This is a genomic window from Secundilactobacillus folii (assembly GCF_009720675.1).
In the GTDB taxonomy this organism is placed as follows: Bacteria; Bacillota; Bacilli; order Lactobacillales; family Lactobacillaceae; genus Secundilactobacillus; species Secundilactobacillus folii.
Genome location: NZ_WNJO01000002.1, coordinates 190,881 through 212,911, shown reverse-complemented (window position 1 = coordinate 212,911; position 22,031 = coordinate 190,881). Strand labels below are relative to the sequence as shown.

Sequence of the window (22,031 nt, the reverse complement as noted above, 5' to 3'; positions counted from 1 at the left end):
CTAATATTAATTAATGGACGTGCTATGCCGTTTTCTAAAGAACCACTTGCGGCATTCTTCAATCAGAACAATTGGAATCGGGATTATGCATAGAAAGATCCAGTCCTTGCCGAGTAACGGTGTCATATGGAAAACTGCTTGCAGCCCAGGTGTATAAGACAAAATCATTAGCAAAATAATTTCAACAATGATCCCAGTCCAAATCAAGTGGTTACTGAAAAGACCTAATTTAAAAATCGATTCGGTCGTAGTTCGACAATTCATTGCTGCGGCGATTTGACAGAAAATAATGGCTGCTAAGGTCATTGTAGTGGCGCGAGAATAGCCAACGCCACTCGACATCAAAGGCTGATTCGGCCAGCCTGCTTCAATATTGACAAAGAAGTACGCTAAAGTCGAAACAACGGAGGCAATTGCACCATACCATGCAAAGGCTTTCCAAATGATCCGCTTATTTAGTAAGTGGGCATTACGCGCCCGTGGAGGCAGCTTCATCACACCCGGTTCGGCCTTCTCCGATCCAAGTCCCAGTGCAGGCAGCATATCAGTTCCTAAATCAACTGTCAGAATTTGCATGATCGTTAATGGCAGTGGAATCAGACCACGGCTAAACAGGAAGAGTGCAGATGGAACAGCTTCCGGCATATTAGAATTGAAAATATAGAGCAGGAATTTCTGTAAGTTACTATATACTGCACGCCCTTCCTCAACGGCAGCCACGATTGAAGCAAAATTATCATCCGTTAAGATCATGTTGGCTGCATCCTTGGCAACATCCGTACCGGTCACACCCATGGCCACGCCGATATTAGCTTTTTTCAGCGCGGGGGCATCATTTACCCCGTCACCAGTCGAGGCAACGACTTCGCCCATCGTCTGCAGAGTGGAAACAATTTTATATTTTTGCTCAGGAGCTACTCGGGCAAAAATGATCTCACCTTTGAGTGCTTTTTTAAGGTCAGCATCACTCATCTCATCCAGTTCTTTGCCGGTGACAACACGAGCCTGATTTGAAGTTAACCCAATTTCGGTAGCAATCGATTTTGCTGTCAATTGACTATCACCGGTGACCATAATGATTTTGATGCTTGCCTCATGGCATTTCTTAACAGCGTCATAAATTTCTGGTCGCGGCGGATCAGACATAGCGGTCAGCCCAACAAAGGTTAGTTGCCGTTCAGCATTTGCAATTTCTAAACCATCAACTTGGTTTTGATTCTTAAACGGTACTTCACGGTAAGCAAACGTCAGTGATCGAAGCCCCTTCGCTGCGTATTTTTCATTCGCCGCATTAATTGCTTTTTTATCGGCAGCAGTTATTGCCCGGGAAATTCCGTTCTCCTGAATCGTCGTACAGTGGGCCAACAAGTCGCTTAGGGCACCCTTGACGTAAATAAATAATTGGTCATTTTCACGGTGGATCGTGGTCATCATCTTCCGCCGTGAATCAAATGGAAGTTCTTTGATTCGGGGCATGATTTTAAGGGTGTGGGCAGTGTCAAAACCGGCTTTTTCACATAGTATCACCAGTGCTGCTTCCGTTGGGGTGCCTAGGATCTTTGCTTTTTTAGACTGGGTATCAGATTGAACTTTCGTATCGTTATTTAAGGCGGCAATAGACATCAGCCGGTTCAGATCAGTCGTGCTGGTGCAGTCGACTGGTTGATCATTTCGTTGTACCTGACCGTTATTAACGTACCCTTGGCCGGACACCGTATACTCACCAGTTGGCAACCAAATATGGTTCACGGTCATTTGGTTCTGAGTTAAAGTCCCGGTTTTATCTGAACAGATGACCGTCGTTTCACCAAGGGTCTCAACGCTGTTCAAATCTTTAACCAAAGCGTGCCGCCTAGCCATTTTTTGGACTCCCTGTGCCAGTGAAAGGGTCACGGTCGGCAGCAGACCTTCTGGAATAAAAGCAACAATCATTCCCAATGCAAAAATAAACGATTGATCAACAGGGTAGTGGACGAAGAAAATGGCCGTAATAAAGAATAAAATGCCGATTCCCATGGCGATCAACGAAATCTGCTTAGTTAGACGGTTTAGTTCTAATTGCAGCGGACTGGATTCCTTATTCTGCTTCTGAGTTAATGAAGCTATTTTGCCAAATTCAGTGTTCATTCCGGTTGCAATAACCACCGCTCTACCAGTCCCTGCGCCAACGGCAGTTCCTGCGTAGACAATATTGGTCTCGGCATACTTACCTTCACCCGAGGCAAACGCCACGCTCTTTGATTCAGGCACTGTTTCACCCGTTAGCGCCGACTGATCGACCTGCATGGAAGTCGCGGTTATCAAACGGGCATCAGCTGGAACGGCGTTGCCGGCTTGAAGGTCAAAAACGTCACCGGGAACCAAGTCCAGTGCATTGAGCTGTTTGACCTTACCGTCGCGATAAACCCTTGTGTACGTCGGTAACATTGCCATCAGCGAATCAGTTGCCTTAGCTGCACGGTGTTCCTGCCAATAGCTAAAGACGCCATTGATGATATTAACCGCCCAAATAGCGATCCCAAGTTCAATAGAGCCGCTCAGCATGGCAATGATGCCACTGACCCATAGCAAGATTGCCATCAGACTAATAAAATTCTTCAGAAACACTAATAATTGTGATTGCTGTTTCTCACGGTGAATCGTATTTGGTCCATATTTTTGCTGTCGTTTGGTCGCTTCACCCTCAGTTAACCCGAGTTCGCTTGTCTTTAAACTTTCTAACAGGTCATTCATGGGCATCGTGGCCGCTTTATTTTCTTCTCCCACTTCATTCACCAGCTAACTATTTTGGATTCAACGCTACTCCTTACCCACAATTATTGGCCAGTAAACGCCATTTTGCAACTGTTTTCAAAGATGTGTTCACCCCCAAATGGGAATCAAAAACTGTGCCGAAACTGGGATCGATAAATACATGACTTGGTCTCTAATCAAGACTCCTGATGAATCTGCAATCATTAGAACTACTAACTAGACTAAACCCCCGTCAAAAACTCATGTCCCACCATGCAAATAAATAGCGTCGTGGATTCCAAAATAGGAATCCACGACGCTATTTATTTGGACGATGGAACGTAACTGTGCTGTGTTCCACACCCTTTAATTTAAATCGATGCTTAACCGCGTAAGTTGATTAAAACATCAACTTGTCCATGGTCGAGATTTTTAATTTTTAATTCGTTCTGGGCATTGGTTGTGGCCTGCTTACCCTTTTTAATCAGGTTTTGAATCAATTTTTGGCCAAATCCGTTGCTCATTCCAGTAATCTTCCAAGTGCGTTTCATGTGCCCAGCTCCCTTCAATTACGCATCAGTTATTTGAGAATATAATACGCCTTATCCGTCTGAAGTCAAGTCACATTTACACAATCTGTACATTTCAGTTTAGATGACCGGTTTTTAACTAATCAGTAAAGATCTTCTTGGCAATGCCAAAGGCACTCCAGGCTTTTGGCCAACCAGCGTAAAAAGCCAAATGAGTGATCAACTCGACCATCTCATCCTTAGTGACACCATTTTGCTTAGCAATCTTCATGTGTGATTCAAGCTGTGGGAATAATCCCTGGGCCATCAGTGCAGAGCATGTGATCAAACTACGATCACGAGGTGACATTTCTGACTCCCGTGCCCATACTTGTCCAAATAAGACATCATCGTTTAAAGCAGCGAATTGAGGTGCAAAATCACCTAAATTATCGCGGCCTGCAGTTTGTTTTTTTGCCATGTTTAACTCCTCCTTAGCCTAACGCATTGTACTGTTCATCAGAGACTGGTTCCAGCCATTCAGGCGTCCCAGCTGTGATTGCAATGTGAGAGAACCAACTATCCTTGGTGGCTCCATGCCAGTGCTTAACGCCGTCATGGGTCACGATCACATCACCGGCCGTCAACTTCTGCGCTGGCTTGCCCTCTTCTTGGTACCAGCCTTCACCGCCAGTAACCAATAAAATCTGGAACCCGTTGTGGTGAATATGCCAGTTATTGCGGCAACCAGGTTCAAAAGTGACGTTACCAACACCAACGTTGACCTCAGGATCATTGACTAAGCCCTGTAAATAACTTTGACCAACAAAATATTTAGCATAGGCATCGTTTTTGGGACCCATTGGGAAAATACCGTTTTTTACTTGTTCATTTTTAGCCATAATTTTGCCTCCTAAGCTTGTTTGGTTGGATAGATTGTAAATTCATTAACATTGACTTCGACGGGTTGGTCAATGGCAAATGCCACGACACGTGCGATAGCATCAGGGGTTATCCCAACAGCACTATATAGCTGCTGCATGCCACTTAGCGCCTGCTGGTCTGAGATCGTACTCAACAGTTCAGTGTTGATTGCTGCTGGATACAAGGTTGCTGTCCGAATGTTAGTGCCTTCTTGAGCACTTTCAGTTCGAATAACCTCCATTAAGTTACGGACAGCAAACTTAGTAGCCCCGTAAACACCAGCGCCAGGGAAGCTCTTAATACCTGCGACTGATGAGGTTGTAATAATCTGACCGGACTTTTGCTTAGTAAAGGTTGGCATCACGGCAGCAACACCGTTCAGGACACCCTTTAAGTTAATGTCGACCATTTCATTCCACTCGTCAGTCTTCAGGGCACTGATTGGAGACGTTGGCATAATGCCTGCGTTATTAAAGATGACGTCTAAACCACCGAATTCCTGCTGAGCGGCATCGACTAGAGCTGCCAAATCATTTGGATGCGTCACGTCAGTCACCCGGTAAATCGCCTGGCCACCATTCCGTTTAATATCGTCGGTGATCGTCTGTAACCGCGCCGCACGTCGAGCACCCAGCACTACCTTGGCACCGCTACTAGCAAGTAACTTGGCCGATGCTTCGCCAATTCCAGAGGACGCGCCGGTAATGACGACGACCTTATTTTTTATTGTCATAAACTAATACTCCGTTTCTTTCTTATTCTGTTGAACAAGACTCAGTGTATCGCCAAATTTGGCATTCGTGAAATACCTAAAAAAAGGATTGGCATGCTTACTCAGCATACCAACCCATAAGAATTAGTTTTGAAAACTCGTTTTAAAATAAGAAATAAACTTATCAGCCACCGGAGACATAACGCGCTCACGTCGCCACACTAGCACGCAGTTTGTTTGAATCTCGGGTGACAGTGGCACAAAGGAAACTTCTTTGGGCTTACGACCAGTGATGGCTCCTTCAATCATGACTGCATCAGCAACTCCGTGGGCGACCAATGAAATGACGTTGAATGACAAGTTAAAGTGGCCACGGACGTTCAGTTTCGAAAATGGCATCTGCGCCCAATTGGCCAGCATTTGCTGAATTTCTGGCCGACCAGAAATAAGCAGCGGCAATGGTTGCAGATCAGCTGGGAAAATTGCTCCCTTACGCGCCAACGGTGACGAAAACGGCACGAGTAAACCCCAGCGTTCACGCCGAGGCAGCGTTACCGTACTGTATTTACGCGTATCAACCGGCTCCAGCAAAATCGCCATATCCAGCAGCCCCTTATCCAGCCGTTCCTTGATAATATCGCTAGTTCCACTAAAGATATCAAACGTCACGTTAGGATAATCATGGGTGAAATCTTCAAGCAGCATGGATAAGGTATCCGAATTATCGGCTTCAACACAGCCGATAGTCACATGACCATTGAATAACTCCCGTTTACGGTTTTCAAATTCCATGCTGGTCTGCTGCGCAAGTTGCAGCATTTCAGCTGCGCGACTTCGCAGGTACATCCCAGCTGGCGTCAATTCCAAATGGTTATGCTGACGAATAAACAGTGCGGTGCCTAATTCATCTTCCAAGGCTTTTAATTGCCGACTCAGCGTTGGTTGCGTGATATGTAAAACTTCGGCCGCTTTAGACACGTTGCCTTCCTCCGCAATGGTATAAAAATAACGCAATATTCTCAGTTCCATAACGTCACCCCCTTAGTTTTTAAGTCTAATTGCTGGTCATAGTAAAGTAAAGTGTATAAACTAATAGTTAAATGCACTGGAGGGATTGAGATCAATGGTCATGCGAGATTTAAACATTGGTACAAAAGCTGGCTTAGCTGTCATTTCAGATAAGTGGTACGCGTTGATTCTACTGAATTTATCTGATCAGCTAGAGGAATTTATGACCTTAAGAACTGATCTGCGTGGCATTTCGACCTTTAATTTATTACTTAAACTGCAGGAATTAGGCGAATTAGGTCTCGTATATACCAAAGACTATCATTACCGGCTGACTTTAGACGGTCAATATTTGCAGCAAATGTTGACCAATCTGAGTGCGTGGGGTGACCGTCAATTAACTCGTTCAGTTGCCTTGCATCAGGAGCATCATCAGTAATAACGATTTTAAACTGATCAGTAGAAAAGTGAACGTTTAACTTTCAAAGGTTGATCTGTAAGGGGAAATTTCCGAATTTTGGAAATTTCTTTTTTGTAGCAATCAGCAAAAGCTTAATTTTGTCCATCACTCACTTTATTAATAAACGAGAAAATTTAGGACACAGTATTTTGGGTTATCTGGTTGTCAGTGATAAAATTAGGGCTATTAAACGTAAAAGGAAGACAATCAATGATTTTACAACGCAGCAACGTACCCAACCTCGATCAGATCTCTACTGAACTCAGTCGCTTAATTGGAACCGCGAATACCACTGAATTTCGTCAGTTCTTCGTTTATTATCAACAATGCCAGGCCGCTTCTAATGAATTTGGCACAAAATTAGATAATCTCGACACCGAATTTCAATTACGAACTAATCATAACCCCATTCACCATATGGAGACACGGATGAAAGAACCGCGCAGCTTATTTAATAAAATGGCTAAGAAAGAACTTCCCCGCAGTGTTGCATCAATGAAAAACCATATTTTCGATATTGCAGGTATCCGTGTCATCACTAACTACTTAGATGATATCCAAACTGTTGAAACGGCCCTGACAAACCAGACCGACGTGAAACTGTTGAAGCGTAAAGACTATATTAACCACCCAAAGCCAAGTGGCTATCGCAGTTTGCACCTGGTCCTTTCCGTCCCGGTCTTTCAAATTGATGGCCCAGTTGAAACGCCTGTAGAGATTCAGCTACGGACTGTTGGAATGGATATGTGGGCAAGTTTGGAGCACAAATTGCGCTATAAAACCAATGTTGATCAGGATAAAGTGGCACAGTATGGTGATCAATTACGGGGCTATTCTTCAGAACTTAATCAAATCGAAACCAATTTACAAATGATTTTTAAGGATCTCCAGGACGATTGATGCCGATTAGACTAACTAATGTTTCACATGAAACATTAATCAGGAGGTATTTTTATGACTAGGGACGAAATTATTACTTACTGTCACAATGAATATAACTCGGAGATCACTAAACCGTTCAAACATTTTCCAAACTATGTTGCCATCCGGCACCTCAATGGGAAGTGGTTTGCACTGATCATGGACGTCCCTGCCGATAAACTTGGTTTACCCGGTTCAGACAAGATTGATATTTTAGACCTGAAAGTCGATCCAGAATTAAACTCGATATTACAGACGCAACCAAACTTTCTGCCAGGTTACCACATGTCTAAAGCCCACTGGATCACGGCCATCCTCCCCCGTTTTAAAACTATTGACGAGTTAGCAGACCTAATCGAAGGTAGTTTTTCAGCCACCGAGTAAACTAATTATTAAGTCTGGGGTTGAACCGCAGCAGTCCATTTAACAATCTGACAGTATCAAAAAAGCAATGATCGTTTGTCAATTTCAAAACTGATCATTGCTTTTTATATCTCTAAAACGGAGTACTTGTCGGTTACATCCTTGGCGTTAGGTTTCAACTGAGAAGTGGCTAACACTTGGGACATCGAGTGTTCACTTAGTCGATATTTTACTAGTGGCTTTAGCTGCCTCTTTTCTAGCCTGCCGATCTTGTAAATCGGTCACAATCTGATCAAGAGTAATTTGAGCCATGCTCTGTTCTGCATCAGCTTGAACTTTGGCGTAAACAACATTTAACGTATCTTGAATATTAGCGCCGACTGGACAATTCATATTGGTCTTGTCATCAACGTGCAACAAGTTGTGATCATCATCAATAGCCCGGTAAATATCTAATAAGCTAATTTCTTTTTGGGGCTTGGCTAGTTCAGGGGCAACCACTCCTGGGCGTGTTTTTAAAAGGCCCGCTTTAACCAGAGACGCCATTAACCGCCGCACTAGGCTAGGATTAGACTCAATGCTAAGCGCGATACCCTTACTGGATAAATCGCCATCATTTTTGAAAATTTCGACAAAAGCTAAGATATGAACAGCATCGCTTAGTTTGTGAGAATACTTCATATTAATTACCTCGATTGGTTAGTGTTGTCATTGTAAGCTAGACGGCTAAAAGACGCAAGTATTGATGCTAAATCGCGCTATTTCATCGCTTTGATGACAGTAGCGAGATCTGTTAGTGGGCGTTTTAGAACGTCTTGCAGATCCGTACTGTTTTCAGCGAGGTCCCCCGACTTAATGAACTTCTGAAGTGATGCAATGGCCGCTGCAGTTTGAGTATTTAGACCAGAGGCCTCAAGATTCTTTTGGTATTCAGCTTCACTAATGGATTGAACCTCAAAATCGTGGTCACTGACCGTTTTAACAACGTCTGCTAGTTGGGCGTAGGTTCTCGATTGGCCAGCAAATTCGTAAATTTCCTTTGGCTGCTCTAATACCATGACCTGAGCGTTAGCATCTGCATAGTCAATTTCAGCCGCCCAGCCTATGTGGCCCTCTCCAGCGGCGTAAACAAATGGTTGCCCTTTTAAGGCCGCCTGAATAGTAGCAGCTTCATTTTCTAAGTACCAGTTATTTCGCAGAAAACTATGTGCGATTCCTGACTTCACGATTGCCTGTTCGGTAAATCGGTGATCATTAGCCAATGGCGACTTAGCAGTTTCAATGTGCGCAAAACTGGTGTAGGCAATAAATTCCACGCCATCAGCTTTAGCTGCATCAATGACGTTTTGGTGCTGCTGTTGACGGGATACAGGGCCTCCAGGCTGAGAAGAAATCAGTAGCAGTTTATCAACACCCTGCAACGCTTTCACGAAACTATCTTCATGATCATAATCAGCGTGACGAACCTCAACGCCTTCGGGTACTGAGGCTTTAGCCTTTTCTACATTACGAGCCAGTGCAACGATGTCACTTGGTTCAACCAACTTTGATAACGTCTGAATTGCCCTTGTACCCAAATGGCCAGTTGCGCCAGTTACTGCATATCTTGTCATATTTAACGACCTTCTTTAATTTAGTTTCAACGTGTTATATTATAATTTACATGTTACTTACAACGTAACACGTTACCAAAAAAAGGTCAAATTGTGCTCAGTATGATTGGCTTTAAACGATGATGTGTAAATGTCGCCAAAATATCTCAGGGTAGTCGATGGATCCAAATACCAATTGACAGCAAGTTTTTATTTCAAAAGGAATGGAGATAAAAATCAATGTCGGCAGGTATTGAACTGGCCTTTTAACGTAAAATACGGCTCAATCTCGAATCTGCACCTAGTCTAGTGCTTCATCCCTCAGGTTCCATTCATGCAAATAAAAGCGTCGCAGATTCCCAATTAGGAATCCACGACGCTCTTTTCTATCATTTCGGACCCAACTAAATTTAGTCCTACTCCCCATTTTTAAATCATTAAAAGACTCTTAGCGAATCACTAGTACAGAGATTGGTGCGTACTTTGCCATGTAGGCGGCCTGACTCCCAAAACGGCGTCGGAGACCCTTCTTTGAAATCGAACCAATGACCAGTACATCCGGCTTAGCATGCGGGATAACATCTTTGACGATGGCTTCACCGGGATTGCCCTCGGTGACCAGTGCATTCACTTTTTCCACGCCAGCAGCCTGAGCTTGCTTGACGTAATCTTGAAGGTGGACCTCCAAATCAGCTCTTTCGCCGTGAATATAGTCCTTATCCAAAGCTTGATAGACACTCAAATTATGATCTTCCAGAACTGAAACAATCGTCAATTCGGCGTCTCGCCGTTTAGCAAAACCAATTGCGTAGTCAAAGGCTAACAGCGCATCTTCCGAATCATCTACACCAACTAAAACGTGTTTAAATACTTTTTTCTCTGCCATCTCTTATCCTCCGTTTATGCCGCAGTGTTAGCACCTAACTTGGCCGCTAAGCGCTTGTTACCCTGGTGAAGATCGTATACTGTCCAAATCAGCAGTGCAATCACTGCAGCAATCAGACCGTATGCAATATCATCGGCCAATCGGAGCTGCGCAGCAGTTGCATTAGCCGGGAAGAAGGCCTCAATGTTTGCTGGTAGTCCCTTCATGTTTAATACCGTTAGCGCGATGACGGAGAACCAGCCGAGGATCTTAATGACTAAGCTGTTCTTGAATCGGTCACCCATTTCCAGACGGTTATCCGTCATCATTAGGAGTGGCAGCATTGAGAATGGTAGCGCAAAGGCTAAAAAGACTTGAGAATTATTCATCAACGTATTCAGCGCTTCGTGTTGTTGAATCGGTGTTTCGCCACCAGTCATGGCAACACAGATCAGAACTGGAATCACGGAGATCAATCGGGTCACTAACCGACGTAACCACAGTGGCATCCGCATGTGAACGAACCCTTCCATGATCACTTGACCAGTTAACGTCCCAGTAATCGTCGAGTTTTGCCCGGATGCCAACAGCGCAACCGCAAACAAAACTGAAAGGACACCGGACTTGGCAACGCCAATCAAGACACCATTGCTAAGCATCGAGGTATTCGAAAGGGCTTGGAATAATCCGAAGAACGAAGGGTCCTTAACTGCACCAGTCTTGAATACCGCAACACCCATAATCAGTAAGAGCGCATTAACAAAGAAGGCAGCCGTAAGTTGAATGTTTGAATCCCAAGTTGTAAAACGAACTGTTCGAGCAACATCATCTTCATCGGCGTGGTCAACCTTTCGAGTCTGTGAGATAGCTGAATGTAAATATAGATTATGTGGCATTACAGTTGCACCGATGATACCCAGTGCACCAGTCAACGGCGTACTGCCGCTAACCTTAATGGAACTTGAGAAGGTATCAGCATTTGGAACCAAACCGCCAAATACCCCAGCCCAATTAGGTTGTGATAAGGCTACCTGATAAGCGAAAACAAACAGGATTACTAAAATCAAGCAGACAACAATGGCTTCAATTTTCCGAAAACCAATCTTAGTCAATAATAGCAAGAGCAAAACATCAAAAACTGTAATGAAAACTGCAATCACAAGTGGAATATGAAATAAAAGATAAAGGGCAATTGCCGCCCCGATAACTTCCGCGATATCAGTTGCCATAATTGCAAATTCCGTTAAGATCCACAACACAATTCCTAGCGCTTTGCTGGTTCGTGCCCGAATTGCTTGAGCAAGATCCATCTGACTCACGATGCCAAGTTTAGCCGCCATGTATTGCAGCAGCATCGCGATCAAACTTGACATTAAGATAACAGACATTAACAGGTACTGAAAATTTTGTCCCCCGGTAATTGATGTCGACCAATTACCTGGATCCATGTAGCCAACTGCGACTAACGCACCTGGTCCGGAGTACATAAATAGCGTCCGCCAGAATCCTTTCCCCTTTGGAACCTCAATTGAACCATTGATCTCTTCCAACGATTTACCGTTTGCGTATTCAATCAAATGGTGTTTACGAGGTGTTTTTTCATCTTTCAAAATAAAATGCCACCTTTCATTGATTTATTTAACATGTTAATTGTACATTTATTTGAACGTTTGTAAAACACTTTTTAGGTGTGCCTTAATCCAAACGATAGTTGTTGCCGCTTTCATTCCCGCTATACCAATTAATAATAAAAATAAAATTTTTTCAAAATTATGAACTTCCGCCTAAATGTGTCACAATTTGATTGGATAACGCTTGCGTTTACTTCCAATAATATATAATCTATTACATAACAATACGAAAGGAAGGGATATCATTGAAGGGTCGTTTTATTAATTTGGCAATTCCAGACCGCTAATCTTAACTGAACTAAGAAAGGATGATTCATAACATGGCAACAGATTCAAATAATCAACAAGTGCCACCTCGGGCCACCGACGAAAATACTGACGCCGGACCCAGTCAGCAACAAATTTGGCGCCAATCCACTTCTCAGCTTGAACATGAATGGCAAACCAACTGCGATAACGGGCTTAGTACAGCTGAGGCAAAGAAACGTTTCGCAGCACATGGTCCCAACGAGCTGGAAGCCAAGAAAGTGTCAAATTTGTTGCGGTTTCTAAAACAATTCAACAACAGTATCATCTATATTTTGGCGGCGGCAGCGATTATTACCTTCGTGCTTCACCGTTATTCAGATTCAATCGTTATCGCCTTAGTCATCGTCGCAAACGCCTTCATCGGGTATTTTCAAGAGATCTCAGCCGACAATGCCCTAGCAAAAATCAAAGATCTCTTGGTCTCTGAAAGTTTTGTCATTCGTGACGGCCAAAAAGTCACCCTACCGTCTAGGGAACTCGTACCCGGTGATATTGTCCGGCTTGAAGCAGGTGATTCCGTTCCAGCTGATCTCCGCTTGGTTGAAGCGGATAACCTAAAGATCCAAGAATCGATCCTAACCGGTGAAACCGACTCGGTAGAAAAGATCGAAGAGCCAATTGATGTAGTGAGCCTTCCGCTTGCAGAGCGTCGTAACCAAGCCTATGCTTCCACGGCCGTGACCAGCGGTTCTGGACTGGGGATCGTCGTGGCGACTGGCACCCATACCGAAATTGGTAAGATTCAGCAAGATGTCGCTGACGTTAAAGTTAAGCCAACGCCGCTGATGCAGAACTTAAACCGCTTAGGCTTTGGTCTCTCATTGGCGATCGTCATTGCCGCAATTGTCCTGTTTATCTTAGGTGCCATCATTAAGGTCTACAGTTTGCCAACGCTTCTTATTGCCGTCATCACGATGGTGGTTGGGTCAATGCCAGAAGGATTACCCGCCAGTACCTCAGTAGTTTTAGCAATGGGAACTCGCCAACTGACTAAACAAAATGCGATCGTCAAAACGTTGCCAGCGGTTGAGACCTTAGGTGCAGTCGATATTGTCAACACGGATAAAACTGGCACGTTAACCAAAAATGAAATGACCGTCACCGACATATTGACTCCTGATGCCCAGTACCAAGTTTCAGGGGTCGGTTACGATTCCGAAGGGCAGATTCAATCCACTGATGGTAAACCAGTGAACTGGCAAAGTAATGAAAGCCTGAACTGGCTAGTTCAAATCGCCGGCCAAACTTCTGATGCCGTCTTCAACAATGAAGATGGCAAATGGGTTCTAACTGGTGAACCGACTGACGGCGCATTAATCGCTTTGTTCCATAAGCTCAATCACACTGATCCCATCGTCAATGAAATTGATTCACTGCCCTTTGATTCTGCCTTCCGTTACTCCGCTAGGTTAGTCGATCAAAGTGGTCAAAGAGTCTTAATGGTCAAGGGTGCTCCCCAAACGCTAGCTCGGCTGATTCGCGAGCATGGTGGTGAAGTTGCGGCAGAAGAGACCCTTCGTAGCCAAATGACTCAATTAGCCAAGCAGGGTAAAAGAGTTGTCGCCTTGGGATACCAAATCATTTCCCAGGAAATAGATGAAATTAATCCAGACCAAATTGGTAATGGTCTCAATTTAGTTGGCTTAGTTGGCATTATTGATCCACCAAGACCTGAAGTTGCAACGGCCGTAAAGCAACTGCGCTATGCCGGTATTCAAGTCAAAATGATTACCGGTGACGATCCAGATACTGCGGCGGCAATTGCCCAGCAGCTCAACCTGTCAGACCAGCCTAAAGCGATTACCGGTCCGGAATTAAATCAACTAACAGACGAGCAGCTCTCAAAAGTGATTGACAACTACACGGTATTCGCCAGAACAACACCCTCGGATAAGTTACGAATAGTCAAAGCACAACAGGTCAACGACCACGTTGTCTCCATGACCGGTGATGGTGTGAACGATGCGCCAGCCCTTAGACAGGCTGATATTGGTGTAGCAATGGGAATTAAAGGCACTGACGTCGCTAAAGGTGCCGCCGATATGGTATTAGCCGATGACGATTTCACGACCATTCTTGCGGCAGTCAAAGAAGGCCGGCATGTTTTCGATAATATTCGCAAAACGATCCGTTTCCTGTTGCCAACCAGCTTTGCTGAAGGTCTGATCGTGGTGCTTAGTATCCTGCTTGATCAGTCATTACCACTTTATCCAACACAACTGCTTTGGATCAACATGGTTTCAGCTCTAACGATTCAGTTCGCCTTTATTTTCGAACCCGTTGAATCAGGAATCATGATTCGTGGCCCACGAAATGTTAAAGCCGGCATCTTGTCTAAAATGGACGTTGTTGAAGTGGTTTATGTTTCACTGCTGATTTCTGGTTTGGGCATCATTGCCTATGATACGTTAGTAAATGGTACGATCAACGCCCTAGTTGGCAGTACAATGACGCTAAACGTGGTCATTTTCGGAAAAATCTTCTACCTCTTCAATTTACGGAATAACCATCCCGTGATTTCGAAGTACTTCTTCCAAAATAAGATGGCCTTCTACATCATTGCGATTTTAATTCTCCTGCAAATGGCGATTATTTACCTGCCATTTATGCAGGGTGTCTTCCACACTACCAGCGTTAACTTCTGGTATGGCTGGGGAATCCCAATCATTGCGGGTATCATTGTGCTAGTGGTTACTGAAATCGTCAAATTCTTACGGTCACGCTGGGCAAAAGTCTACCAGGGCCGCGTAGGATGACATCAGATAGCGTGATGAACGTAATCTAAGATGACCCAATTAGACTTAAAGCTAGCAAGCATAAGTACTTACAGGTCAGAAAAAAGTGGTCGTAACTGAATTTTCAAATTTAGAAAATTCAGTTACGACCATTTTAATTATTTAGAATTTAAGTTATTGTTCAAACTCCGAGTTGCTGATCAATCATAAATCACGACTGGTTCACCCGCATAGGATATTTTGTACAAGCTGCCGATCTTAGATGGCGGGTTATTGATACAGCCATGGGAATGATAAGTACTACGATAGCTAGGATTACCATAAACGTAACTTGGCTGCCAAGGCGAATCATGCAAGCCAACACCATCGTTTGTAATCGGCATCCAGTACTTGACCTTTGAATGGTAAGTCGAACCGTTGTCATTAGCGCCCGTGAGCGTTGTATTACGTTGTTTATAGAGGATGTAGTAGACCCCTTGCGGCGTTTTATTCCCACCGGTGATCGTTCCAGACATAACCGCTGTTGAGAATTTTAATTTACCGTTTACGTACGCGTATTCCCGTAAATTCTTAAGGTCGACTTCAATGTAAGTCTTTCCAATTCCGTTAGTAGACCCGTAACCTGTCCCAGCGACATCGTTTTTAAGGTTGATTGCTTGTGTTGCACTACCTTCAAAGCCCTGAAGAATACGAGCCGTTAATTTAGCCTGAGAGATAGACCAGCCATACGTTCCACCAGCTGGGACAGTGATTTTGCTTCCGCTATGAGTCGTAAAGCGCATTGATTTACCCTGTGTGTCGTACTCTTTTGCTAGTTTTGCCACCAGTTGCTGAACGGTGGTTGGGTCAAAGTAGGTTTGCCCCGCAGTTGTCATATAACCGTTTTTAAGGTAATCACGCGCTTTTAGCGTAATTGTTCGGTTTGGCAGCTTAATAGAAACCATCCGATTCAATAACTGCTGCATCTTCACCTTAGTAGCTTTCATATTACTGCTGCTAGTACTGCCAACCTGTGATTGACTGTCCTTCACCCGAATAACCGCTGCGCTTGATATCTGTTTCTTATAACTGGCAACCATTTTGGCTTCATCAAGAGCATTACCGTTTCGACCAGCAGTAACAGTGGTTTGACCATTTTTAAGTGTTACCTTAGCTGCAATCGGTTTTGTGCGCGTTGCATTGATCGTTTCAATTTGCTGCTTAAATTGGCTCAACAACGTCGTCTTTCTAGCCTGTAACTGAACTTTTGAAACGGGTGCTTTAACTGTTAACTGAACCGTTTTCAAAGGACTTGAGCCCTCATTGCGCTTTCGAAGAGCTTTTTCAACTGTGGTTTGACTCACCGTTACCCTTGATTGTGTGACCGTTAACGTCTTCCTTTTAGTCTGACTATCCGCTTGATTAAGCTTTTTTGTCGCTTGGGCGGCAGTCAAGTTTGTCACTTTGACACCATTGATCTGTGCCGGTTTAAAACGCTGAGAATAGTAACTCGCATATCCCATACCACCGATACCCAAAACAACTAGAAATGTCAGGGCAGCAATAAGCCACCGAAGGCCCTTAAGTTGCCGATTTGTTCGATGTTTCATTTTTTCGCCGCCTTTGTCTTACGTGATTATAGTATGAAGGCTTAAGCTTAAAAGGAAGTAAAGGTGGCAAATCTTAACTTTGATTTAAAGAATTAGCAGCAAACTCAAAAATGACATCATTCGCTTGACCCCCCTAGTCAAGTCGAATGATGTCATTTTATCTTTCCCCAGGAAACTTTTATCGTGGCTGTCTAATCTGAAATACATTCACATATTCTACCAACATATGACCATGTTTCAACTTATCAACGCAATGCAATCTTAAACTGTTCTGGTCCATCGATCGAATCAACCCTGACCGTTAAACCATCTTGCAACGGCTGACTGCACCAAAAATTAGGATGACAATGACCTGTAAACTTGAAACCATACCGTTGCCCTTCGGACGTCTTTTCAACATCAACTAAAGCACGGCTGCCATCCGACAACTTTGCAATTTCATCCTTAGCAGTTGGGTGCATGTAAATGGTTGTCATTATTCTTCGCCTCCAGGATGATTATAACACATTTTTAGGTACACCTAAAATATATATCTGCATAATCGAATAAAAAAGAGCAGGCGTTTTGTACGACACAACCTGCCCCTATCAAACTAGATTATAAATCAGCCACATGCCAACCGCGAACGCTACGAATTTGGTCGGTTACGACTAACGCGTGCGGATCAACCGAGGAAATAATCGGGATCACAGTTGTCCAATCTTTACTACTGCATATGTAGTATAAAACATCTTCATTTTTCTGGCTGTAGAATCCCTTAGCCTGAATCATTGTCACGCCCTTCCCCAGTTGTTCAGACAGTGCTTTCCCAATTGCTTGATTACGTTCGGAGAAAACCAAGACCGACCTTTTAGCGCCAAATGCATCGAGATATTTATTTAATACCACTGCTGACACATACAATTCAATGACTGTCAGTAACATATTTTGAAAGCCAATAACTAGGCCAGATGGGATTGCTACGATCAAATCAAAAAAGAGCATCGCTGAACCGTTACGAATACCCAAATAACGATTCACGATTTTAGCCAAGATCGTGCTACCGGCTATCGTGCCATTTGCGCGGAAAATCAGGCCCATGGACACCCCCATCAAAACGCCACCAGCTAGAGTGGCAATCAACGTCTGATTGGTCTGATATGGCCATAAAACTGGCAATTTTAAAAATATTGAGATCCATAGAATCGCCCAAAACGTATAGAATATTGTTCGTTGGGGAAGATAACGAAAGCCGATGATCAAAATAATGCCATTTAGTACTAGGTTAGTCAGTGCGGGGGTGATTCGTAGTGTGTAATAACCGATCGTTGTCAGCCCGGTGACGCCGCCTTCACCGATTCGGTTAGGAATCAAAAAATAGTTGATCGCAATGGCGTAAAGCATGGCGCCAAAAATAATTTCAAGACCGTTCTTCACGATTTGCTTCATTGGCCAATCTCCCCCTTAACTATATTTATGATCTACTTTACGCTATAAATTACCATTTAAGCAACCTCGTTTAAATTCACAAGTATCAACATTGAACATTGGATGATGCAATCTTCAAACCAGCCGGTTATAATAGTGATAAGCAACTTCATAATACTTATAAAGAATGTAACTGACAGTAAGTGAGGGAATGTTTCACATGAAACATTCCCTAACAGATATGGGAGAATCTATCATGAAAGCAATCGTTGTTAAACACCCAGGCGGACCAGAAGTGTTGGAATATACAGACGTGCCAACACCTGCTGTCAAGCCTGGGTGGACCCGCATTAAAGTTAAGGGGTTTGGAATCAATCACTCAGAGATTTTTACGCGAAAAGGTGATTCACCATCAGTTAAATTTCCTCGCATCCTAGGAATCGAAGCCGTTGGAGAAATTGACGCAACTTCGGCTCCCAAACAATTCCATACTGGTCAAAAAGTCGTTTCGATTATGGGCGAAATGGGTCGGGCATTCGACGGTGGCTACGCACAGTATGCACTGCTACCAAACGAACAAATTTATCCGGTCACCACTTCGCTGAGCTGGCAGGATCTGGCCGCCGTCCCAGAGACCTTCTATACCGCTTATGGTGCCGTTCGAAGCGTGCAGGTGAAGAAAAATGATAGAATTTTGATTCGAGCAGCATCCAGCGGTGTTGGAATTGCCGCAGCAAAATTGATTCGCGGCCATAGCTTGGATAACCAAATCATCGGCACCACCCGTTCGGCAGCAAAGGTTGAACGATTGAAAAAGAATGGCTTTAATGATGTGATCGTCACACCTGACGCCGATCACGTTCCCGATTCAGCAGGGGCATTTGACAAAATCATTGATTTAGTCGGCCCGACAACCGTTTCAGATAGTTTCAAGCACCTTCGTCGTTTCGGTATCTTAAACGTTACTGGCGACTTGGGTGGGGAGTGGACTATCCCCAATTTTGATCCAATTATGGGTATTCCAAATGACCGTTATTTAACTGGTTTTGCATCCGACGAAAATCCTGGTCAGTTATTACAGGAGTTACTCGATTTTATTGCGGCACACCACATTGATGTCAGTCCGACCCGGGTTTTTTCACTTGAAGATACCGCTAAAGCACACGCCTACCTAGAAAGTGGTGAGAGTTTAGGCAAAGTTGTCGTCTTGCCCTAAATATGGCTGAAGTAACTGCTATCGTGCTACAATTAAAGCAGTAACTAAATTAAAGGGAGTGTTTGCATGACAAAACGGATCAAGGGCTCATGTACCACTGTTTTAGTGGGTAAGAAGGCCTCAATCGACGGTTCCACCATGATTGCAAGAAATGAAGATGGCGCCGGTCCGCTGAATCCTCAAAAATTTATCGTTGTTAAACCACAAGACCAGTCGCGTCACTATCAGGCGGTTCTCAGCAAAGTCGCCATCGATTTACCTGATGACCCTTTGCGTTATACCTCAACACCTGACGCTACTGATGGTCATGGAACTTGGGCAGCAGCGGGTATCAATAGTGAGAACGTGGCAATGACCGCAACTGAAACGATTACTTCCAATTCACGTATCTTGGGTGTCGATCCACTAGTGGACGATGGCATTGGTGAAGAAGATATCACGACAATTACGCTGCCATATATTCATTCTGCGCGTGAGGGTGTTAAACGCTTGGGCAGTTTACTTGAGAAGTATGGCACTTACGAAATGAATGCCATGGCTTTTTCTGACAAAGATGAAGTTTGGTACTTCGAATCAATTGGCGGCCACCACTGGGCGGCGATTCGGATTCCTGACGACGCGTATGTGATTGCACCAAACCGCTTAAATATTGACAAATACGACTTCAACTCTGATGATACATTATTTGCCAAGGACTTACCGGATATTATTGAAAAATATCATATGAATCCTGATAGTAACCAGGTCAACCTGCGTCATATTTTCGGTAGTGCAACCATCAAAGATACGCGCTATAACAACCCACGGGCCTGGTATGGCCAAAAATACTTCAACCCAGAATTCGATACAACTCCGATCGACCAAGACTTGCCGTTCATTTGTCGGACAAGCAAGAAGATCAGTATCGAGGATATGAAGTTCGTCTTGAGTTCACACTATCAAAATACCCCTTATGACCCGTATGGAACTGGAACCGAAGCCCAGAAGAAACAGTTCCGGCCAATTGGTATCAACCGGAATCAAGAATTGCACATTCTCCAAATCCGTAACGATGTGCCAGCTGAAATTGCGGCGATCCATTGGTTAGCATTTGGACCGAACACCTTTAATGCTGTCGTCCCATTTTACGCCAACGTAACGGATACTCCTAAAGCATATAAGAATACAACGGGTGATTGCGATCCGACCAATATGTATTGGCTACCAAACGTACTGGCATTACTTGGAGACAATAATTTTGGCTTGTATGAAGACCAAGAAAACTTGTTTGAAGAACATACAGTTGCTGCATGCCGTAACCTTCAAATTAAAGCAGATGCTGGGGCAGCTAAACAGTCTGACCTGTCAGCCTACTTGGAAAAGATAAACGGACAAATGGCTGAAGTTGCACAGAAGAATTCAAATACACTCCTGGGGCAAATGCTAGCTCTTGGCGAACCACGGATGAAATTGCAGTTTACGTTAAATGACTAATGTGTCACAAACTGCATTTTACTATTACAGCATAAACTGAAAAAGATGACTATCAGCTAATTTGGGCCTGCTAGTCATCTTTTTTGTTTGTGTTTGAGGCAGCTCGGTTAAACACGTACTTCACTGCGATCAATGATGTTGCGCGGTTTAGCGGATAATCTTCAGTTACTCACATTGCTGAAAGCCGACGATCTCGCGGCGAAAATTTGGTTAACAAGAAAATGACCGAGACGATTCCTAAAACCATGCAGTACCAGCTATAAGGGACGATCGAAGCTGCTGAAACTTGCGCAATTGCGCCCGCCATCAATAATTGACCGCCGTATGGAATGATGCCTTGCCCAACGCAGGAAAAAACGTCCAAGATACTAGCCGTATACGACTTAGAAATATGGTAGGTCTCCGCTAGATCTTTGGCAATTGGACCAGCGATCATGATTGAAACGGTATTATTGGTAGTGATCAAGTCCAGTAGTAGAATTAAAAACGCCACGGCAAATTTACCACCAAGAGCACCGTTGGCATGCTTTGTAATTCGCGTCAATAACCACTGAATACCACCCATATGGTGCATCAATTGCGCTAGGCCACCGACAATAATTGAGATCATTGCAATATCAGCCATTGACAGTATCCCTTTATGGATCGAATCCATTGCACCAATGAAATCAAAGGCTCCAGAACTAAGGCCGATGACCACGGCAGTCACGATTCCTAATAGCAAAACGATCAAAACGTTGATATTCATGAATGACAAGGCAATGACGACCACGTAGGGCAGAATATTTAACCAGTGAATAGCACCAAGACCAGTTAGATTGGCATGTCCCACCGTCACAGTCATCAAAAGACCGATCGTGATCAGCACGGCTGGAACGACCATGATTGTATTCGTTTTGAATTTTTCAAAAATCGTGACCCCCTGCGTCTTCGCCGATACAATGGCCGAACCGGAGATCAGGGACAAATCATCACCAAACATCGCGCCGCTGACAACAACTCCAGCCATTAATGGCATGTTGATGTGTGCAATCTGGGCAATGCTGGCTGCAATTGGCATGAGCGCTGCCACCGTTCCCATTGAAGTGCCCATGGCAAAGCTTAATATACAGCCCAAAATGAAGACTCCTGGGACTAAAAACGACCTTGGAAGGAACGTTAACCCAATGTTAGTGATCGTTTCAACGGCGTGCATCGATTTAGTAATGTAGTAGAAGGCTCCGGCTAACATAAAAATGACAATCATCAAGATCATGGTCTCTTGGCCGGCCCCTTTGAAAAATACCGTCAGTTTATCTTCAAACGTATCTTCAGGGTGGTCGCCCTTCAGTAAAAAGGCGACGACACTGGCCAGCATCATTGCGACTAACAGTGGCAAATTATCAAAGCTACCGGTTAAAATGCCGGAGCTGATATATAACACAAGGAAAAATATTAACGGCAGCAAACCGACAAAGTTCCCATTTGGTGATGGCTCATTATCCTTCAAAATAATCTCTCTCTTTCGACATTCTATTAATGATATTATACTGGTCGCAATTTTGAGCAAAATGGGAGATTACTGAGAGTTATCACATTGTTATC

The 22,031-nt window shown here is 44.0% G+C and carries 20 protein-coding genes; 6 read left to right on the top strand and 14 right to left on the bottom strand.

Annotation, left to right across the window (positions count from 1 at the left end; all coding sequences use genetic code 11):
• Positions 1–6 precede the first annotated feature (6 nt).
• From GM612_RS02630 to GM612_RS02605, 6 genes are all read right to left on the bottom strand, one after another.
• Positions 7–2,778 carry a cation-translocating P-type ATPase gene (locus GM612_RS02630; RefSeq protein WP_425500322.1) on the bottom strand — a complete coding sequence of 924 codons (2,772 nt, stop codon included), beginning with the start codon at positions 2,776–2,778 and terminating at the stop codon, positions 7–9.
• A 338-nt stretch (positions 2,779–3,116) separates the two neighbouring features.
• Positions 3,117–3,284, bottom strand: coding sequence for a hypothetical protein (locus GM612_RS02625; RefSeq protein WP_155430827.1), 168 nt, complete (start codon positions 3,282–3,284; stop codon positions 3,117–3,119).
• Between the two features lie 118 nt (positions 3,285–3,402).
• Positions 3,403–3,723 carry a carboxymuconolactone decarboxylase family protein gene (locus GM612_RS02620; RefSeq protein WP_155430826.1) on the bottom strand — a complete coding sequence of 107 codons (321 nt, stop codon included), beginning with the start codon at positions 3,721–3,723 and terminating at the stop codon, positions 3,403–3,405.
• A 13-nt stretch (positions 3,724–3,736) separates the two neighbouring features.
• A complete protein-coding gene (locus GM612_RS02615) occupies positions 3,737–4,144 on the bottom strand; it encodes a cupin domain-containing protein (RefSeq protein WP_155430825.1) in 408 nt (135 codons plus the stop codon).
• A gap of 11 nt (positions 4,145–4,155) precedes the next feature.
• The gene (locus GM612_RS02610; protein ID WP_155430824.1) at positions 4,156–4,899 is read right to left on the bottom strand and encodes an SDR family oxidoreductase; all 744 of its coding nucleotides are present in this window, start codon (positions 4,897–4,899) and stop codon (positions 4,156–4,158) included.
• A 123-nt stretch (positions 4,900–5,022) separates the two neighbouring features.
• Positions 5,023–5,907, bottom strand: a complete 885-nt coding sequence (locus GM612_RS02605; RefSeq protein ID WP_155430823.1) for a LysR family transcriptional regulator — start codon at positions 5,905–5,907, stop codon at positions 5,023–5,025.
• A 94-nt stretch (positions 5,908–6,001) separates the two neighbouring features.
• Here GM612_RS02605 and GM612_RS02600 point away from each other — a divergent pair, with 94 nt between their 5' ends.
• From GM612_RS02600 to GM612_RS02590, 3 genes are all read left to right on the top strand, one after another.
• Positions 6,002–6,325 (top strand): winged helix-turn-helix transcriptional regulator, encoded by a 324-nt coding sequence (locus GM612_RS02600; RefSeq protein ID WP_155430822.1) that lies wholly within the window; start codon positions 6,002–6,004, stop codon positions 6,323–6,325.
• Positions 6,326–6,556: 231 nt separating this feature from the next.
• Complete coding sequence (locus GM612_RS02595; protein ID WP_155430821.1) at positions 6,557–7,246, top strand: GTP pyrophosphokinase; 690 nt, start codon at positions 6,557–6,559, stop codon at positions 7,244–7,246.
• A gap of 54 nt (positions 7,247–7,300) precedes the next feature.
• A complete protein-coding gene (locus GM612_RS02590; protein WP_155430820.1) occupies positions 7,301–7,651 on the top strand; it encodes an MmcQ/YjbR family DNA-binding protein in 351 nt (116 codons plus the stop codon).
• A 192-nt stretch (positions 7,652–7,843) separates the two neighbouring features.
• Here the strand turns inward: GM612_RS02590 and GM612_RS02585 are convergent, their stop codons facing one another.
• The 4 genes from GM612_RS02585 to GM612_RS02570 form a co-directional block, all read right to left on the bottom strand.
• The gene (locus GM612_RS02585) at positions 7,844–8,311 is read right to left on the bottom strand and encodes an Rrf2 family transcriptional regulator (protein WP_155430819.1); all 468 of its coding nucleotides are present in this window, start codon (positions 8,309–8,311) and stop codon (positions 7,844–7,846) included.
• Between the two features lie 77 nt (positions 8,312–8,388).
• A complete protein-coding gene (locus GM612_RS02580; RefSeq protein ID WP_155430818.1) occupies positions 8,389–9,243 on the bottom strand; it encodes an SDR family oxidoreductase in 855 nt (284 codons plus the stop codon).
• 427 nt (positions 9,244–9,670) lie between these two features.
• Positions 9,671–10,108: a universal stress protein gene (locus tag GM612_RS02575; RefSeq protein ID WP_155430817.1), complete on the bottom strand. Its 438-nt coding sequence runs from the start codon at positions 10,106–10,108 to the stop codon at positions 9,671–9,673.
• A 14-nt stretch (positions 10,109–10,122) separates the two neighbouring features.
• Positions 10,123–11,697, bottom strand: coding sequence for an Nramp family divalent metal transporter (locus tag GM612_RS02570; RefSeq protein ID WP_155430816.1), 1,575 nt, complete (start codon positions 11,695–11,697; stop codon positions 10,123–10,125).
• Between the two features lie 341 nt (positions 11,698–12,038).
• On the opposite strand from GM612_RS02570, the gene GM612_RS02565 reads away from it, so the two are divergent.
• Positions 12,039–14,783 carry an HAD-IC family P-type ATPase gene (locus GM612_RS02565; protein WP_155430815.1) on the top strand — a complete coding sequence of 915 codons (2,745 nt, stop codon included), beginning with the start codon at positions 12,039–12,041 and terminating at the stop codon, positions 14,781–14,783.
• 179 nt (positions 14,784–14,962) lie between these two features.
• On the opposite strand, the gene GM612_RS02560 is transcribed toward GM612_RS02565, so the two are convergent.
• From GM612_RS02560 to GM612_RS02550, 3 genes are all read right to left on the bottom strand, one after another.
• Positions 14,963–16,351, bottom strand: a complete 1,389-nt coding sequence (locus GM612_RS02560; protein WP_155430814.1) for a L,D-transpeptidase family protein — start codon at positions 16,349–16,351, stop codon at positions 14,963–14,965.
• Positions 16,352–16,596: 245 nt separating this feature from the next.
• Complete coding sequence (locus GM612_RS02555) at positions 16,597–16,827, bottom strand: hypothetical protein (RefSeq protein ID WP_155430813.1); 231 nt, start codon at positions 16,825–16,827, stop codon at positions 16,597–16,599.
• 121 nt (positions 16,828–16,948) lie between these two features.
• Entirely contained in the window at positions 16,949–17,779 is an 831-nt protein-coding gene (locus GM612_RS02550; protein WP_155430812.1) for a YitT family protein, read from the bottom strand.
• Positions 17,780–18,014: 235 nt separating this feature from the next.
• Between GM612_RS02550 and GM612_RS02545 the strand changes: the two genes are divergently transcribed.
• Positions 18,015–18,974 (top strand): zinc-binding alcohol dehydrogenase family protein, encoded by a 960-nt coding sequence (locus GM612_RS02545; RefSeq protein WP_155430811.1) that lies wholly within the window; start codon positions 18,015–18,017, stop codon positions 18,972–18,974.
• Positions 18,975–19,040: 66 nt separating this feature from the next.
• Positions 19,041–20,447 (top strand): C69 family dipeptidase, encoded by a 1,407-nt coding sequence (locus tag GM612_RS02540; RefSeq protein ID WP_155430810.1) that lies wholly within the window; start codon positions 19,041–19,043, stop codon positions 20,445–20,447.
• Positions 20,448–20,616: 169 nt separating this feature from the next.
• Here GM612_RS02540 and GM612_RS02535 read toward each other — a convergent pair whose 3' ends face one another.
• Positions 20,617–21,936 (bottom strand): Na+/H+ antiporter NhaC family protein, encoded by a 1,320-nt coding sequence (locus GM612_RS02535; protein ID WP_173021199.1) that lies wholly within the window; start codon positions 21,934–21,936, stop codon positions 20,617–20,619.
• Positions 21,937–22,031: the final 95 nt, after the last annotated feature.